At 65.0% G+C, this 15792-nt stretch carries 15 protein-coding genes; 2 read left to right on the forward strand and 13 right to left on the reverse strand.

Going from position 1 to position 15792, the window contains the following annotated elements:
• The 6 genes from MFF24_RS27500 to MFF24_RS27525 form a co-directional block, all read right to left on the reverse strand.
• Window positions 1-486, reverse strand: a 486-nt coding sequence (locus MFF24_RS27500; RefSeq protein ID WP_238229071.1) for a TonB-dependent receptor plug domain-containing protein, incomplete at its 3' end; no start/stop codon positions are given.
• A gap of 135 nt (window positions 487-621) precedes the next feature.
• The gene (locus MFF24_RS27505) at window positions 622-1566 is read right to left on the reverse strand and encodes a PDR/VanB family oxidoreductase (protein ID WP_238229072.1); all 945 of its coding nucleotides are present in this window, start codon (window positions 1564-1566) and stop codon (window positions 622-624) included.
• On the reverse strand, window positions 1563-2138 hold the full coding sequence (locus MFF24_RS27510; RefSeq protein WP_238229073.1) for an MOSC domain-containing protein: 576 nt from the start codon (window positions 2136-2138) through the stop codon (window positions 1563-1565). The genes MFF24_RS27505 and MFF24_RS27510 overlap by 4 nt, the downstream gene beginning before the upstream one ends.
• Window positions 2135-2530: a Rid family detoxifying hydrolase gene (locus MFF24_RS27515; RefSeq protein ID WP_238229074.1), complete on the reverse strand. Its 396-nt coding sequence runs from the start codon at window positions 2528-2530 to the stop codon at window positions 2135-2137. The genes MFF24_RS27510 and MFF24_RS27515 overlap by 4 nt, the downstream gene beginning before the upstream one ends.
• 96 nt (window positions 2531-2626) lie before the next feature.
• Window positions 2627-3889, reverse strand: coding sequence for an MFS transporter (locus MFF24_RS27520; protein WP_152276757.1), 1263 nt, complete (start codon window positions 3887-3889; stop codon window positions 2627-2629).
• A gap of 235 nt (window positions 3890-4124) precedes the next feature.
• Window positions 4125-4718, reverse strand: coding sequence for a helix-turn-helix domain-containing protein (locus MFF24_RS27525; protein WP_238229076.1), 594 nt, complete (start codon window positions 4716-4718; stop codon window positions 4125-4127).
• Between the two features lie 88 nt (window positions 4719-4806).
• Between MFF24_RS27525 and MFF24_RS27530 the strand changes: the two genes are divergently transcribed.
• A complete protein-coding gene (locus tag MFF24_RS27530; RefSeq protein ID WP_238229077.1) occupies window positions 4807-5457 on the forward strand; it encodes a DJ-1/PfpI family protein in 651 nt (216 codons plus the stop codon).
• Window positions 5458-5884: 427 nt separating this feature from the next.
• Here MFF24_RS27530 and MFF24_RS27535 read toward each other — a convergent pair whose 3' ends face one another.
• The 6 genes from MFF24_RS27535 to MFF24_RS27560 all read right to left on the reverse strand — a co-directional run bounded on the left by MFF24_RS27535 (window position 5885) and on the right by MFF24_RS27560 (window position 12811).
• A complete protein-coding gene (locus MFF24_RS27535; protein ID WP_238229078.1) occupies window positions 5885-7561 on the reverse strand; it encodes a methyl-accepting chemotaxis protein in 1677 nt (558 codons plus the stop codon).
• 731 nt (window positions 7562-8292) lie between these two features.
• Window positions 8293-9063: an alpha/beta fold hydrolase gene (locus MFF24_RS27540; protein ID WP_238229079.1), complete on the reverse strand. Its 771-nt coding sequence runs from the start codon at window positions 9061-9063 to the stop codon at window positions 8293-8295.
• A 56-nt stretch (window positions 9064-9119) separates the two neighbouring features.
• On the reverse strand, window positions 9120-9593 hold the full coding sequence (locus MFF24_RS27545) for a DUF308 domain-containing protein (RefSeq protein WP_238229080.1): 474 nt from the start codon (window positions 9591-9593) through the stop codon (window positions 9120-9122).
• Window positions 9594-9808: 215 nt separating this feature from the next.
• Complete coding sequence (locus tag MFF24_RS27550; protein WP_238229081.1) at window positions 9809-10453, reverse strand: NrsF family protein; 645 nt, start codon at window positions 10451-10453, stop codon at window positions 9809-9811.
• Window positions 10440-10943: a sigma-70 family RNA polymerase sigma factor gene (locus tag MFF24_RS27555; protein ID WP_238229082.1), complete on the reverse strand. Its 504-nt coding sequence runs from the start codon at window positions 10941-10943 to the stop codon at window positions 10440-10442. The genes MFF24_RS27550 and MFF24_RS27555 overlap by 14 nt, the downstream gene beginning before the upstream one ends.
• 446 nt (window positions 10944-11389) lie before the next feature.
• Window positions 11390-12811, reverse strand: a complete 1422-nt coding sequence (locus MFF24_RS27560; protein ID WP_238229083.1) for a carbohydrate porin — start codon at window positions 12809-12811, stop codon at window positions 11390-11392.
• Window positions 12812-13115: 304 nt separating this feature from the next.
• Between MFF24_RS27560 and MFF24_RS27565 the strand changes: the two genes are divergently transcribed.
• Window positions 13116-14126, forward strand: a complete 1011-nt coding sequence (locus MFF24_RS27565) for a magnesium and cobalt transport protein CorA (protein WP_108942085.1) — start codon at window positions 13116-13118, stop codon at window positions 14124-14126.
• A 669-nt stretch (window positions 14127-14795) separates the two neighbouring features.
• Here MFF24_RS27565 and MFF24_RS27570 read toward each other — a convergent pair.
• Window positions 14796-15792 (reverse strand): methyl-accepting chemotaxis protein (locus MFF24_RS27570; protein ID WP_238229084.1); only part of this gene is annotated, 997 nt, incomplete at its 5' end.

Consider the following 15792-nt stretch of genomic DNA (forward strand, 5'->3'; position numbering starts at 1 on the left):
CTTGATGCCGGTGATGCGGTAGGCGAGCGTTCCGTCCGTGCCTTCGACCGGGCCACCGATGTCGAAATTGCCCTGGTAGCGGTCGAAGTTGCCGACCTGCAGCTGCACCTCGCCGAAGCGCGTGAAGACCGGTCGCTTGGTGGTGACATCGAGGATGCCGCCAGGCGAGCCGAGGCCGTAGAGGCCGGAGGCCGGCCCGCGCAGGATCGTGGCCGCCTCGATGCCATAGGGCTGGATGCGCGGCATGGTCAGGCCCGACGCAATCTGGCGCAGGCCGTCGCGGAAGATGCCGTCATAGGTCAGGCTGAAGCCGCGCACGTAGAAGGACTTCAGGCCGCCGTACTCCTTGCGCCAGCGGTAGTAGGTCACTTCCGTCACGCCGATGGCCCGGATCGCCTCCGCCACGCTCTGTCCCTGCGAGACCAGAACATCCACCTGCCGCAGTTTGGCGACCACGTCTTCCGGCTTATGCCGCTTCGTTCCCATCTGTCCGTCCTCATCTGGCTCGAAAGCCATACATCAGGGCGGACCACTTCAGTGGGCGCGGATCAAGGGCACACAGCCGGCCTGCAAACCCTTTGCAGAGGGGTCCTGGTCGGCTGCGGGCCTCCTGGGCAGAACTTACAGATCGAGCGTTAGACCAACGCGCGCGCGCGAGACACAAGGCATCATGCGGTCCTGTCGCCGCCCTAGAGGCAGCACGTGATCCCGGTGGATCACGGTCCCGTCTCGGTAGCCGCACTCGCATGAGCCGCAGGTGCCGATCTCGCAGGAGGAGGCGACCCGAAAACCGTTTTCCCGCAAGACTTCGAGTAGCGAGCGGTCGGCCGGCACGTGCAGAATTTCGCCGGTTGAGGCGATGCGCGCGTCGAAGGGCTCGGGCTTGTAGTTCTCATCAAGCGTTGCCGCGAATCGCTCGATATGGACCCGATCGGGCGCCCAGCCACCTGCATCGGCAGCCGCCTGCACGGCGTCGACGAGGCGCTGCGGCCCGCAGGCATAGAGATGCGTGCCGTGAGTCGGCGGGCCAATCAGTGTCGGCTCGAAGCGGCGGCCCGCCCCGGAGAACCAGAGCTGCAGGCGATCGCCGCATATGGCGCGCAACTCGTCGATGAGCGGCGCCTCGGCCGCGGAGCGGACGCAGAAATGCAGGATGAAGTCGCCGCCCGCCGCCGCGAGCGTGCGGGCCATCGCGACGAACGGCGTGATGCCGATGCCGCCGGCCACGAAGACGTGGCGCGTGCCGTCCGCCAAGGGGAAGTTGTTGCGCGGTGCCGAGACGTGAGCAAGGCCCCCCTCGGTGAGGTTTGCATGAGCCCAGAGCGAGCCGCCGCGCCCGTCAGCCTCGCGCTTGATCGCCATCGTGTAGTGGGCGGGGTCCTCCGGGTCGCCACAGAGCGAGTACTGGCGCACTTTCCCGTCGGGGAGCCGCAGGTCGACATGGGCGCCAGGCGTCCACGCCGGCAATTCGGGCCGGAGCGGGTGCCGGAACACCACCCGCAGCACGTCGGGCGTCGTCGGCACCGCCGAGACGACTTGAAGCTTCATGATGAGGCGCGCGGTCATGGCGTGTCGAGCAATTCAATGACGTCGCCGGGGCGGATGGTACCGCCGACCTCGATCCCGCAATTGAGCCCCGACCGGTTGTAGAGGGGCAGGTAGACGGGAAGGCCGAGCAGCTCCTCCAAGTACTTGCAGGGGAAGTTCAGCCGCCCGCCTCGCAGGATCACGGTGCCGATCCGGAAGCGGCGGCCGACGAGATGGTTGAGGGGCACCCCCCGCACCGTGAGATTGCGCCGATGGTCGGCGGGAGCAAGTCGGATGGGGCCGCCCTGGAGCGGCGGGTCGTTGCGCTCCAAGGCATCGAGCGCCTCCTGCTCGATCAGTGTCACCTCCCGGGTGTCAGGCTTCGGGGAGTAGGTCCCCGTCCCGTCGAAGTAGCGGTCGCCGACAATGCCGCGTCCGGCGACGCATTGCGCCTCGGCAAGCGCCTCCATCTCGTAACTCGCCGCTGGAGCGATGTGGATGTGCAGGAGCGTGCCCCGCCATCCGGTGGCGCCTCCGGGAACACCACGGGCGACCGCTCCGGCAGCGTGCTCGAAGGCCTCGACCATGCGAGGTGCCAACATCTCGCTCATGCTGCGACGGGGCCCGCAGCGATTGCGACGGCCTCGATCTCGACGAGCGCGTCCTTGGGCAGCCGGGCGACCTCGATGGTGGAGCGCGCCGGCGCCGCGCTGGGGAAGTGCTCGGCGTAGACCGCGTTCATGGCCGAGAAGTCGTTCATGTCCTTGAGGAAGACTGTGGTCTTCACAACACTGGCGAGGCTCGCGCCGCCGGCTTCGAGCACCGCAGCGAGATTTGTCAGTGAGCGCCGAGTCTGCGCCTCAACGCCATCAGGGAAACCGCCGGTGCTGGGGTCGATCGGCAACTGCCCCGAGGCGAAGACCAGGTCACCTGCCCGCACCGCCTGGGCGTAGGGCCCGGCTGCAGGGGCAGCCGCCTCAGTCTTGATAACGGTCCTATCCATTGTGCTGCTTCTCCCCGTGTCGATCTGCTTAGTAGACGTGCATCCATGATAATGGAATTGGCACGGCGCTGTCAGCAGCGTGCCGTCAGACCCACCTCACTGCCGGGCGATGTCGAGATCGCGGGTCTCGGTTGCCGCGAGCGTTGCCACCAGCGAGACGAGGGCGAGAGCGATCATGAACAGTGAGATCGGCCAAGTAGCGCCGGTCCAGGCGAGCAGGGAGGAGGCGACAATTGGCGAGAAACCGCCGGAGATTGCCGCTGCGACCTGGCAGCCGAGCGAGGCGCCACTGTAGCGCACCCGCGTGCCGAACAGTTCCGGCATGAATGCCCCCTGGGGGCCGAACATCGAGGCATGAGTCAAACTCATGATCACGGCGATCGTGGCGGTGATGATGAGCGGGTCGCGGGTGTCGAGAAGGCGGAAGACGACGAGGGCGCAGACAATGCTCACCAGCGCCCCGAAGATGTAGATCGGCCGGCGGCCGACTTTGTCGGAGAGCCATCCGAAGAACGGCATCGTGGCGAACTCCAGAACCGCGGCGCAGAGTATCGCATCGAGGATCAGGCGCTTCGGGAGCCCGAGCGTGCCGGTTGCGTAAACGATCGAGAACACCGTGAGCAGGTAGACCCAGGCCACCTCGGAAACTTTGAGCCCAACCGCGATCAGGAAGGTGCGTGGCTGACCGAGGATCACCTCGAGGAACGGCATCCTCGCCACGGTGCGTTCAGCCTTGACCTTCGCGAAGGCAGGGGTTTCGACGAGGCGCAGCCGGATGAACAGGGCGACCCCCACAAGGATCGCGCTCAGAAGGAAGGGGACGCGCCAGCCCCAACTCAGGAAGTCTGCCTCGGGCAGGGTCGAGAGAGCAAGAAAGGTCGCGGTTGAGGCCGCGACGCCCGCGGGAAAGCCGACCTGGACCAGGCTTCCATAGAGGCCCCTGCGATGCTCCGGCGCGTGCTCGATCACCATCAGCACGGCGCCTCCCCACTCACCGCCCACGCCGATGCCCTGGAAGATGCGCAGCAGCACGAGGAGTGCCGGCGCCCAAAGGCCGATCTCGGCGTAAGTCGGCAGGCAGCCAATCAGGAAGGTGCCGACCCCCATAATGAGCATGGTCAGCGTGAGCATCGCCTTGCGCCCGATCCGGTCGCCGAAATGGCCAAAGATCACCCCGCCGAGGGGCCTAGCGACGAAGCCGACTGCGTAGGAACCGAAGGCAGCGAGCGTCCCGGCCATGGGATCGAGGGTGGGAAAGAAGATCTTATTGAACACGAGAGCAGCGGCGGTGCCGTAGATCAGGAAGTCGTACCACTCGACGACCGTCCCAATGACGCTCGCCCAGAGGACGCGCCGCATCTCGACGCCTGAAGCTCCAGTATCCATTGCCTCTAGCGGAAGGGGCGTGGACGGCGACGCCCCCAGCGCCTCTGCACTTTGAACGGACATCGCGATTTCCTCTTCCTGAGTGGATATCGATCCACTATGAGGGACGCAACGGCCGTGCCACATGCTTCGAAGCGATGCCGCTTCGGTCGATGCATGGGAGAGGCGAGAAGCTCCGTCGATAATCTCGACGTGATCGAAGGCGGCGTTACCGGGCGCGCGAGGCGTCGATGACGAGGAAGTATTGGCAGGGTTCTGCGCCGAGATTAGCAAACGCGTGTCCGGCGTCGGCCTCGAAATACAAGCTGTCTCCTTCCTCGACGACGATGCTGCGCTCGCCGACGGTGGCGCGAAGGCGGCCCTTGAGCACGAAGATGTATTCGCTAACTCCGCGACGGTGGGCAACGAACTCGCCGGTGCTGCCATTCGGGGGCAGAGTGTTCAGCACCCAGTCGATGCCGCGTCCCGGCAGCACCGGCGAGAGGCAGCGTCGCAGGAAGCCGGATGCCTCGTCGCGCAGGACCGGCTGCCGGCTCGCCGGGATCAGTAGCACCTCCCGCTCCACCGCCGGGGTCATCAGCCGCGAGAAGGTCACGCCCAGCGCCTCGGCCAACCGCGACAGGACAGTTGTCGAGGGCACTGCCTCTGCACGCTCGATTTTGGAGATCATCGATCGGCTGACGCCAGCAAGCGTCCCGAGTTGCTCCAGAGAAAGCCCACGCTCCTTGCGGCGTCGGCGCACCTCTTCTGCCAAGATCTCGATCTGCGAGCGCCCCCCGGCCGCAGCCTGCTCACGGCTCACGATCGTCCTCACCGTCATCGTGTCGCAAAACCCTCTTCCCGTCCGTGCCCACCGGCCGGGTGATCGCATTCCAGATAGAGACTACCACATGCCGGACCGCACAGCCGCCATCCGCTTCGGGATCGTACTCTACGAGGGTGTCGAACCAATCGACCTCGGCGGCACAGTCGGCGTCCTCTCGATGGCCAGGCGCGTGCTGCCGAACCTCAAGGACGCGGTGATCGCGCGGGAGGCAGGTTCCGTGCGGATGGCGGGTGGCCTCGCGGTGGAGGTGCCCTACGGCTTCGAGGATGCCCCGCCATGCGACGTGTACATCGTCTGTGGCGGCCCGGGCTGGCCGCAGGCGGCGGCCGACGCGGCGATGCTGCGCTTCCTGCAGGATCGGGAGCCGGATCGCCTCGCCTCTGTCTGCACAGGCGCCATGATCCTCGCGGAAGCGGGCTGCCTCAACGGGCGGGCAGCGACGACGCGGCGTGCCATAGCCGGCACCGAGACAGCTGCCCCCCTTGAAGTGCTTCGCTCGGGCGGCGTGGATGCCCGAACTGCAGTCGTGGTGGACGATGGAGTGGTGACGGGAGGTGGCGTCTCATTGGCCATCGATGCAACGCTCTACCTGATTGGCCGCTTCTACGGTTTCGCAGCGAGGGACGAGGTGGCGGCGCTGATCGAGTATGATCGCGCCCTGAGGGCGAACGAAGACGCCCTAGGCGTGCACAGACTCAAATCACAACCCCATTAAATTTCGAAAGTAAAGTGGGACCGGTAGGCGCAGCACGATGCACCGGCCCTTGAAGCTGGGCGCACGGCGACGTCACCGCCCCTTCGTAATTCCACTCGATGGGTTCACCGACCGGCATGTATTAGCTTCAGAATGCTGTTGCGCAGCACTGATCATCACCACTGGCCTCGTACCTGATCGAGCTTCCGTCCGAATGCCGCTTGTTCGGCTGTGCGCCATAAGCCGACTTTGGACTGGCAGGTGCCGAACCGCCGCTTTCGACCCCTTGCAGATCCTGGGAAGGTCTGCTGACCGGCAGCGTGGTGGACGAAGACCTACGACCGGAACGGGTGGTATTCTGCCAGTCCGGTTCTGCTCGAAGGTTGAGCGGAAGCGGACTCTCGAACCCTTAATTAATTACTCCGGCGATCGCGAAAGTAGGATCGCGTCAGGCTGCTCGCACGGTCGCTAGGAAGCGCCCGACCTCAACCGACAGGTGCTCGGACTGGCGCGACAGCTCCGAGGCCGCATCCAGAACGTGGCTGGCTGCTACCCCGGTCTCCTCGGCTGCGCCCGCTACACCGGAGATGTTACTCGTCACCTCGCCGGTGCCCAGGGCGGCTTGAGCGACATTGCGCACGATCTCCTGGGTCGCCGCGCCCTGCTGCTCGACTGCAGCCGCGATCGAGGTCGCGACGCCGCTGATCTCGCTGATCCGTTCGGTAATGCCGCCGATCGATGTCACGGCTTGTCCCGTCGAGGACTGGATCTGCGCGATCTGCGCGGAAATCTCATTCGTCGCCTTGGCGGTCTGCTCAGCCAGCGCCTTCACCTCGGAGGCGACGACGGCGAAGCCTTTGCCGGCAGCCCCGGCCCGGGCTGCCTCGATGGTGGCGTTGAGCGCCAGCAAATTGGTCTGTCCCGCAATATTTGAGATCAGCCCAACCACGTCGCCGATCCGGGAGACAGCCGCACTCAGTTCCTGCACCAGCGTGCCGGTCTGGTCGGCCTCGTGGACGGCACGCTGCGCCAGCTCGGCCGAGCCCGCGACCTGGCGGCCGATCTCCTGCACCGACGAACCCAGTTCCTCGGTCGCCGCCGCGACGGTGTTGACGTTCGATGCCGCTTCCTCGGCGGCTGCCGCCACGGTGGTGGATTGGCAGGCGGTTTCGGTCGCCGTCACTGTCAGGGTCTGCGCGGTGGCCTGCAACTTGGTCGATGACAATGACACCAAGCCGATGATGCCACCGACAGCGGCCTCGAAGCCGTCGGCCATCTGGCGCATGCCGGCCTTGCGCTGCTCCTCGGCGGCCAAGCGCGCCTGCGCGGTCTCCGCCTCCAGAGCCTTCATGCGGATCAGGCCGTCCTTGAACACCTGAACGGCAGCCGCCATCGTGCCGATCTCGTCGCGGCGCTGCGTGCCTGGCACCTCTCGGGTTAGGTCCCCCGCTGCGAGACCAGTCATGAACGCCGTCATGGCCCGCACCGGTCGCAGCACGCTAAGCCCTATGAGGGTAGCCAGAAGACCGATCATCATCGCAACGATGGCCGCGCCGCCGAGCAGACGCATCAGGGTGGGGCGCATCTGCGCCATCGTGTCATCCGCATAGATGCCCGATCCGATGATCCATCCCCAAGGCGCGAAGCCTTTCACGTAGGAGATCTTCGCCACCGGCTGATCCAGGCCGGGTTTCGGCCATAGGTATGGGACGAAGCCCGCGCCCGACTGCTTCACCTGCTCGACCATATCTACAAACAGGCGCTTGCCAGCCGGATCGACGATCCCGCCGATGTCCTTGCCAATCAAGTCGACCTTGGGATGCAGTACCATGCGCGGATGCATATCCTGAATCCAAAAGTACTCCCTGCCCGCGTAGTGTAGGCCCCGAACCGCCGTCACGGCCGCTTGCTGGGCGGCATCCCGGCTCATCCGGCCGGCGCGCTCCTCGCCCTCGAAGTAGGCGAGCACCCCTTGCGCGGTCTCGACGAGATCGCGCGTCTTCAACTCGCGCGCGTTCGTGACCGTCTCGGACATATCCCATCCCGCCAGGCCGATCAGCGCGGCAATACCAACGAGGGCGGTGACGGTTATGAGTTGTAGGCGGGTACCGATGCGGAAGGTCATACGATCCTGCTGGGAGCTGCGCCGATGCGGGTTATGGGCAATCGCGCCAGAGCGCGGCTTGCCCGGCCCGCAGCCCGACATCCATTGCAACCGCCGGCGCCAAACTGCACGGCAATGATGGATGTCTATGCCATACGAATATGAATGAATTCACAGTCAATCTTGAGTTGTAGTTGATTATAGGGAAGCCGCGCCCTGCACTGTGCTTCTAAAAACATCAGATCACTTTACCTTGATCGTATCAGTGCTGTGGTTCGTGAGTGGCCATAGAAGTCCCTTGCTCTGCAAGAGACAAGGATCCCCTGATGCCCCAAACTGAATCTTCTGCTTGACTGACGAAGATCCGCTCTCGGGGATGTGGTGACGGTCGTCCATACGACCGGCATGGGTTGGAGGCGGAACGTCCGCTTAGAGGCGAAAGGCCAGGGACCGGTTCCGACCCTTCTCAGTCATTCAGGAGGTCTGCTTGTCGGCAGGCTGATCAGCGTCTCGCGTCAGAAATGACGGGAGGAGAACGGGCACCTCCAGGCGGCGAATGGTGAGGCGATCAGAGTCACTGCGACCGCGACCCATCCTAGCACTTCGCACACTCGCGATGAGGGACTTGCAGCGCAGGCCCGCAGCGAGAGAACGGCATGAGTTACTCGTCACCCCGCTCGCTGTGACATCCGCACGAAGGGGGGCGTAGCATGCAAGGCCGGGGGCGCAGCTGCGGCCCTTTAACACCAGCGTCAGCTTCCCCGCGCCGCGAGTTCGATAAGGTCAGCGACCTCGGGAGCACGCGAGATCAGCGAAAGATGGCTCGCACGGAGCGAGACGACGTGCGCATCCATGCGCTTGGCCAGAAAGCGCTGCAGATCGGGATTGATCGTGCGGTCTTCGTCCGACACCGCGTAGTAGGTCGGCTTCGTGCGCCAAGCGGCTTTCGTCGTCCTCGCCTGCGTCAGTGCCCTCCTGAAGGGCTGCTGCGTCGCGTACAGGATCCGCGCGCGGCCAGACGGAACGTCGCCGGCGAAATCGTGCAGGAAGGCGTTCTCGCTCAGGCGTCCCTCGTCGCCGTCGAAGATGATGCCGGCGGTGGCGGGCGCGACCGCGAACCGCTTCCCCAACGCGGCGTAATCCTCGCCGGCATCCGGCGCCCGCGCGGCGATGTAGACGAGCGCAGAGACGTTCTCGGCGTCCCCGACTTCGGAGAGGATCGTGCCCGCGAAGGAGTGACCCGCCAGCACGGTAGGACCTTCGGTCCGCGCGAGCACGCACCGGACCGAAGAGACCGCCTCTTCGAGCGTCGTCAGCGGGTTCTGGACCGATGTGACGTTCAGGCCCGATGCCTGGAGGCGGCCGATCACGTCGGACCAGCAGGAGCCGTCGGCGAAGAGGCCGTGCACGAGCACAACGTTACGGGCTGGGATTGTCTTGCTCTTCGTCTCGGCCCGGACCGGCAGCGCGAGGGCCCCTGCGGCCGCAACGGCGCCGGCGATCATCGTCCTACGGTTTATCATCGATCACTCCGAGGTTGTGCTGCCGTCGTTCGAGGCAGCGTGTGAAGGGGGGGCGTCTATCGCTTGAACTGAAGCATTGCCGCTGAGACGGCGAAGTAGAAGGCGCCGAAGGCGGCATAGAGCCCGATATCGGCGACGCTGACGACAAGTGACGGGCTCGTCGCCACCATAATCATGTGCGCGGCGGCCAAGCTCGACTGCGCACCGCTCAGGATCTGGGGCCACTGCCCGCTGGCGCTCCGCCAGCGCCGGATGCCGGTGGCCAGTTGGAGAAGGCCCGAGAGACCGGCCCAGAGGCCGATCACGCCGATGGCGGCATGGAGATCACGGCCAACGGTGAGGGCGATGGCCACCGTGACGATGGCGCTGACGAGGACGTTGACTGCCTGCGAGGGGTTCGCGCGCAGGCCGCCGTTGCGCGCGGCATCAACGTAGTTCGCCACACAATCCCAGAGTGGATAGGCGACGAGCAAGGCGATCCCGACCGCCGGCTGCGCCCTGCCGATCGTGAACGCGAGCGCGACCCACACGGCCGAGAACAAAGCTCGGGTGCCGTATTATCGCTTCAGCCAAGCCGACGGCGTCGCCGATGGGGTCGTCGCGTCGGGGAATGAGGCGGTCGCTGTCATGATGGTATCCTCTAGGAGCGGTCGAGGGAAGGCGTGCGCCGTCCATCCCGCGCGCGAAGGCGTCGAGTCGGGCGTCGCGATGACGGGGAGCGATCGAGCGGGTCGCGCGGCGGGGGCTAAAGCCGGAAGCGGCGCGGCAGGAGCCATCGCGCCGTGGCGGCGACGGCGGCGATCCCCGCCGAGTACCAGACCACGATGTAAAGCGGGTCGTTCGCCGGGCAGCAGACGGTGAAGACCAGAGCGCCGCACGTCGCTGCGGCAAGGCCCGTCGCCAGCGCGCTGCGTTTGGGATGGACCGGTGCCGCGCGGCGCATCAGCAGTGCGAGCAGGCTCATCAACGGCAGCGACAGAACGACGATCGCGACCGCGCAGCGCAGGCCGCGTGCCGGAGACAGGCGCTCAAGCAGCGGTTCGCCGCTCTCGGCGGCACTCGTCACGAAGACGCCGGCGGCCATCACGAGGACGGCCAAAGCGAAGGCGAACATGAGGTCGCGGCGTGAGGCCGCCGGCGGTGCGAACGACCGGATCGCGACCGCGCCGCTCACGCCGGCGAGAAGGGCGAGGCCGCCGATCTTCCAGGCCATGAAGGGAGACAGGATCACACTGCCCATGTCCGGACGCATGGCGCCAGCCATCAGGATGAGGGCCAGCTCAGCGGCGGCGAGGCCGACGACCGCAGCAAGCTCGCGGCGCACGCTGCGCCGCCGCACGGGAGCAAGATCGGCCGACAGGCCGTGGATCAGGGCGTCAGTTGAGGTCATCGGCGTCCTCGATCAGGGCGGTCAGGCGCGCGAGCCCACGATGGATGTTCATCTTGACGGCCGACGCGGTCAGGCCCGTCTCTCGACACGTGTCCTCAATGCTGTAGCCCTGCAGCTTCACCATCCGGATGGCTTGGGCCTGTACGGGCCGGAGCTGCACGAGCAGACCGGCGAGCGTCGTCGCACTCGTCACCGCGGATTCGTGATCCGCGACCGCGAGGTCATCCGACAGCACCTCCGTCGGGCGACGCGCGATGGTGCGGAGCTGATCGACCCATTTACGCTTTGCGATCGCCGCCATCCACGGGCCGAAGGGGTGACGGCGATCGAACGTGTGGCGTCGCCGGTGGATCGCGAGCAGCGCCTCCTGCACGGCATCGTCAACGTCGCCGGGTGGCAGTCGGCGCCGGAAGTACCGGTTCAGCCAATCGGAGGTCTCATGCAGCAGCCGGTGGTAGGCACCCCCATGCCCATCCTGCGCCGCCGCCATCAGCGCGCTCCACGCATCGGGGCCAGCCGGGTCCGCTGCACGATCCTTCGTGCGATCCGGTGGATTGTGCGGCGGCCTCATCAGCCTCAAGGCGGATCGAAAGCTCATGACGTGCTTTTCGCCGTCGAACGATCGGCGGTCACAGGGCGACCGAATTTTTTATTCCAAGCTGGGCTTTTCTAACCCGGATGGGCCGACGACGAGCAACCGTCCTGGGAGCAGCCACCGAAGCTGCAAGCGTTGTTGTTGGTCGCACGGGCCGTGCCGATCGGTCTCCCGTGGGTTGAGCAACAGGGAGACGATTGTCTGGGTGGCACGTCCGCTGCGGAGCCTTCAGCCGACCGGACGGAATGACCATGGTGAGCGCGAGGCCGAACGTCCGCTTGCAGGCAGCGAACCAATCACCGCAAACCAGCCATAGCCGACATCGATGAGCGTGACGTTTCTCAGTAGCGGATCGTCGCCCGGAGGCCGAACACCGCGGCGTTCCTGACACGCTCGCCATTTGGATCGCGAGGGTTGGCTATGCCGCCACTCGGCCGGAACACGTACTGGAAGTCCGGTTGTAGCGTGACGCCGGGGGCCAGGACCGCCTGATAGGTCGCCTCCAACACCGCCTCGCTGCTGCGACGCGGCCCCGGCTCGCCCGTCAGGAAGACCGCGTCCGTGTCGAAGCCGCGAGCGCTCCGCGAGATCCGCGAAAGAGCGAACGCCACGCCAACCGTATCGTCTGAACGACCGGGTAACAGCCCTTTGTAGCCGATGCCGGCATCGAAATAGAAGTCCAGCAGATTGCGATCCGTCGGCGAGGAGGAAACTCGCACAAAGACGGAGGCACCGTCGTTCGGATCGTCGGGCTCGCGGTACACGGTCTGGTCGATCATCGCGTAGATGCCGTTGTTCCCGCGATAGAAGCGGCCGATGCCGGTGCTGGCCGGATCGACCAGAGAGCGGCGCTCTTCATCCGAGCGCAGGCTGTTGAAGCGTCCGAAATGGTACCAGCCGCCTAGCGTCACCGTACCAGGCTCGATGTTGTCGTGGGCTTCCAGGCCGTAGGCATAGGCTGCCTCGGCGACGACGAGGGCAGGATCGTTCGTGCGGAAGTTCGTGCCCGTGCGGTTGCGCCGCTGTGGATCGGGATCGTTGTCGGCCCGTGCCGCTCCGGCCGGATCGCCGTTGAACACGCCGACCTGCAGCGAAAGATTCTTGTTGGGCACGTATTTGGCTCGCACGCCTGGCGTCGCGAGCGGGTAGATCGGGCCGCCGCTCGGGATGATGACGGCCATGATGTTGGGCCAGCCGAAGGTCGAGTTGATGAACAGCGTACCGGTCTGGCTGACCGCGAACTCGGTATCGCTGGCGAGCTGGCCGAAGCGGATGCTGAGCTGATTGTCAAACAAGCGCTGCTCGAACCAAAGCTCGTAGACGCGCGAGGACGGCAGCGCCTCGATGGCGCTCACGGTGATGAAGTTGTTGACGAAGTAGCGTGAGATACCGGTGCCGTGGATCTGGTACAGGTTGGTGTGGACGCTGGCGCCCTGCCAGCCGAGCAGCTTGTCCAGATCGGCATCGAACTGGAAGTCGAGGCGTCCCTCGTAGATGCCGCCACGGCGGGAGCCACCACTTACGTTGCCGAAGCTCTCGCCGATGTAGGTCAGGCTGTAGCTGATGCCCTTGTCCAGGAGGAAGCTACGCACGCCGCCCGGATCACCGTAGGGGCCGAGCAGGTCCTGGATCGAGGTGGTGATGTTGGCGGACGGCCGGGCTGAGGTGTCGGGCTGCGCCACGGAGGTCTGCGGGTCGCCGCCGGCGCCGCGCAGATTCCGCAGGAACGGGGTTTCCGCGGCGATCCGCGCCGCTTCGCTCAAAGGCTCCTGAGCCCAACTGGGATGGCTGATCAGCGCAAGGATGAAGCAGAAGATAAGGGGAGAGCGTACCCGTTGCACAAGAACAGAAACCCTGAACGGGCCTCACGCGTGCCCCCTGAGCGTCCAGCTTATCCCAGGCATGCGACGGCACCACAACGGGCCCGAGATCGTCGCCAGAAAGCCCCCTTATGGCGCGACCGGCGCGCAACACTTCGCCAAGCCAGGCATTTAGGGGCAGGCCCCGGTTCATCTGCAGCGCGGCTGCCGGCGACCTGGAACACAACTAAGAGCTGGAGGAGCCCCCTTGCCTGTGACAGCGTCGTCCGCTCCGACCTCCGTGAGCAGGTCCGGCATCGTGGCCTCCAATGCCTATGCAAATGGAAAGCGGGTCGCTGACGTAAGCGTAGACGAGGCTGGCGCCTGGGCGCGGCGGGAAGGACATCTGGTCTGGCTCGGCCTCTACGAGCCGACCTTAGAGCTGCTGCAGCAGGTGCAAGCTCAGTTCAACCTGCATCCGCTCGCCATTGAGGACGCTCTCTCCGCCCACCAGCGTCCAAAGCTTGAGCGCTATGGCGACTGCCTGTTTCTGGTGGCGCGAACGGCGCAACTCGTAAATGGCCGGATCGCACTCGGCGAGACTCACCTCTTCGTCGGGCGCGGCTTCGTGGTGACCGTTCGGCACGGCGCCTCGGCCTCCTACACACCCGTCCGCGAACAAACCGAGGCGTGCCCAAAGCTACTCGCCCACGGCGAGGATTACATCCTTTATGCCATCCTGGATTACATCGTCGACAACTACGCGCCAGTCTTAGAAACCATCATGGCCGAGGTCGAGGGGATCGAGGATTGTGTGCTCAAGCGCGAGCTGTTGCAGAGCGAAGTCGAGCGCCTATACCTGCTGCGGCGCGACCTGCTCCGCCTGCGCACAGCGGTCGTCCCTCTCGTCGAGGTCTGCCGCAAGCTCGAACACGATGAGATGGTCGCGATCGACGAGGAGATGCAGCCGCGTTTCCGTGACGTGTCCGATCACCTGCGGCGGGCACAGGACGAGATCGATGCGTTGCGCGAGGTGTTGGCCTTTGCCTTCGAGGCAAGTTTGATGCTGGGACAAGCCCAACAGACAGTCATCACTCGGCGGCTGGCGGCCTGGGCGGCGATCCTAGCAGTGCCAACGGCGATTGCCGGCCTTTATGGCATGAACTTCGAGAACATGCCGGAGCTAAAGTGGCAGTACGGCTACTATGCTGTTGTCGCCGGAATTCTCCTGATCTGCGGTGTCTTGTATTGGCGATTCAAGAAAAATCGCTGGTTATAAAAATATGCCCGTACGGCCGCAGTGTGGGATGAATTCTTGTATGACAAGCGGGCACAGCACGTAGAGAGGCAGTCCAGAAAGTAACCTCCGCGAAATTTACGGCAAGCCTTTTGCATCGCCGCGCCTTGCAGCCTCTGATGTTTTCCTGGCAACAACTCGGCGATTAGAAACGACAACGGCGCAGAGTCCGAAGACCACTGCGCCGTTGGATCGGGCCGCTGAGGGGGCGATAGCGGCTTGAGATCACTGTGATCCGCCAACGTAGCTGTGGATGTGCGCCACGACACCTGCCCCTGAACATGACAGGCGCCAAGCTGAATGACGGCTTCGCGGCAGCGGCCAGAGGCCCGCTTCCCGCGTCGAAGCGGACGACGAAGGCCCCGGATGAGAGGGACAGCTATGGGTCAGGAGTTCGCTTGCCCCTGTTCAGCTGAGCGACATCAGCAGACCTTCGCCCTCGTGCGGCGGCAGGTCCGCTGTTGCTTCGTAAGCAGACTTATCTGCGGAAGTGTGGCTTCCAAACGTTTAAACTCGCGGCTGAGCGATAGGCCGGCGACAGTCCCCCTTAGCGTCTCAGCACTCTGAGCCTTCGCAGCCGATATGGAACTCTCAACGGCGCGGAGCAGAGGCCGCAACGCGCCGTAAGCATGTTCCTGGTCTCAAACTCCCTCAGCCCGTGAGAGCCTGCAGGCTGGTGTTGATCTCGCTGACACCCTGGGCGGCCGTCTGCATGCTGGACGAGATCTCCTGGGTGACGGCGCTTTGCTCCTCCACCGCCGAGGCCACACCGGTCACCGTCTCCCGTACCGACTCAAGCGCTTGTACAATCGAGAGCAGAGCAGCAACTACCTCTTCCGCGACCCCTTGCATCCCATGGATGTCCTGGGCAATCCGACTCGTCGCCTGCGTCACCTGATTCGACAGGTTCTTCACCTCGCCGGCAACCACGGCAAAGCCGCGCCCGGCTTCGCCAGCCCGCGCCGCCTCGATTGTTGCATTGAGGGCCAGCAGATTGATCTGCTGCCCAACACCCTGGATGAGTTGGACGACGCCATTCATCGACGCGGCGGCGTCCTTCAGCTTCGCTGTGGAGCGGTCCGCCACGATGGTTTGATCGTGGATGGCGTCTACCTCGCCGCGCGAGCGAGCCAGGCTCTGGGCGATCTCGCCAATCGAAGCACTCAGTTCCTCCGCTGCCGAGGCGACGGTCTGCACGTTCATCAGCGTCTGGCCTGAGGCACCGGTCGCCGCGTGCTGAGCCGCCGTCTTGGCAGTGATGTCAGTCGCGTACTTCACGACCTTGAACGGCTGACCCTCCACATCGAAGATCGGGTTGTAGCTGGCCTGGATCCAGACGGCTCGTCCGCCCTTGCCAAGGCGCTTGAACACGCCCGCACGGTACTCACCGCGCCGGAGCGCCTCCCATAGCTGCAGGTACTCCGCTGATTGGGCGTGAGACGGCTCGACGAAGGTCCGATGGTGCTGACCACAGACCTCGTCCAGGCGGTAGCCGACGACGCCAAGAAAGCTCTCGTTGGCATCAAGGATCGTGCCATCCATGTCGAAGTGGATGACGCCCTGCGACCGGTTGATGGCCGCAATCTGTCCTGCCACGTCTGCGCGGCGCAGACGGTCCTGCGTGACATCGGTCGCGAACTTCACGACC

Origin of the sequence: Methylorubrum aminovorans (genome assembly GCF_022179725.1) — a bacterium.
GTDB classification, from domain to species: Bacteria; Pseudomonadota; Alphaproteobacteria; order Rhizobiales; family Beijerinckiaceae; genus Methylobacterium; species Methylobacterium aminovorans.

Coding starts and splice junctions, on each gene's coding strand:
- MFF24_RS27505 (WP_238229072.1), bottom strand. CDS start 1,566: ATGACCGCGCGCCTCATCATGAAGCTTCAAGTCGTCTCGGCGGTGCCG.
- MFF24_RS27510 (WP_238229073.1), bottom strand. CDS start 2,138: ATGAGCGAGATGTTGGCACCTCGCATGGTCGAGGCCTTCGAGCACGCT.
- MFF24_RS27515 (WP_238229074.1), bottom strand. CDS start 2,530: ATGGATAGGACCGTTATCAAGACTGAGGCGGCTGCCCCTGCAGCCGGG.
- MFF24_RS27520 (WP_152276757.1), bottom strand. CDS start 3,889: ATGCGGCGCGTCCTCTGGGCGAGCGTCATTGGGACGGTCGTCGAGTGG.
- MFF24_RS27530 (WP_238229077.1), top strand. CDS start 4,807: ATGCCGGACCGCACAGCCGCCATCCGCTTCGGGATCGTACTCTACGAG.
- MFF24_RS27535 (WP_238229078.1), bottom strand. CDS start 7,561: ATGACCTTCCGCATCGGTACCCGCCTACAACTCATAACCGTCACCGCC.
- MFF24_RS27540 (WP_238229079.1), bottom strand. CDS start 9,063: ATGATAAACCGTAGGACGATGATCGCCGGCGCCGTTGCGGCCGCAGGG.
- MFF24_RS27550 (WP_238229081.1), bottom strand. CDS start 10,453: ATGACCTCAACTGACGCCCTGATCCACGGCCTGTCGGCCGATCTTGCT.
- MFF24_RS27555 (WP_238229082.1), bottom strand. CDS start 10,943: ATGGCGGCGGCGCAGGATGGGCATGGGGGTGCCTACCACCGGCTGCTG.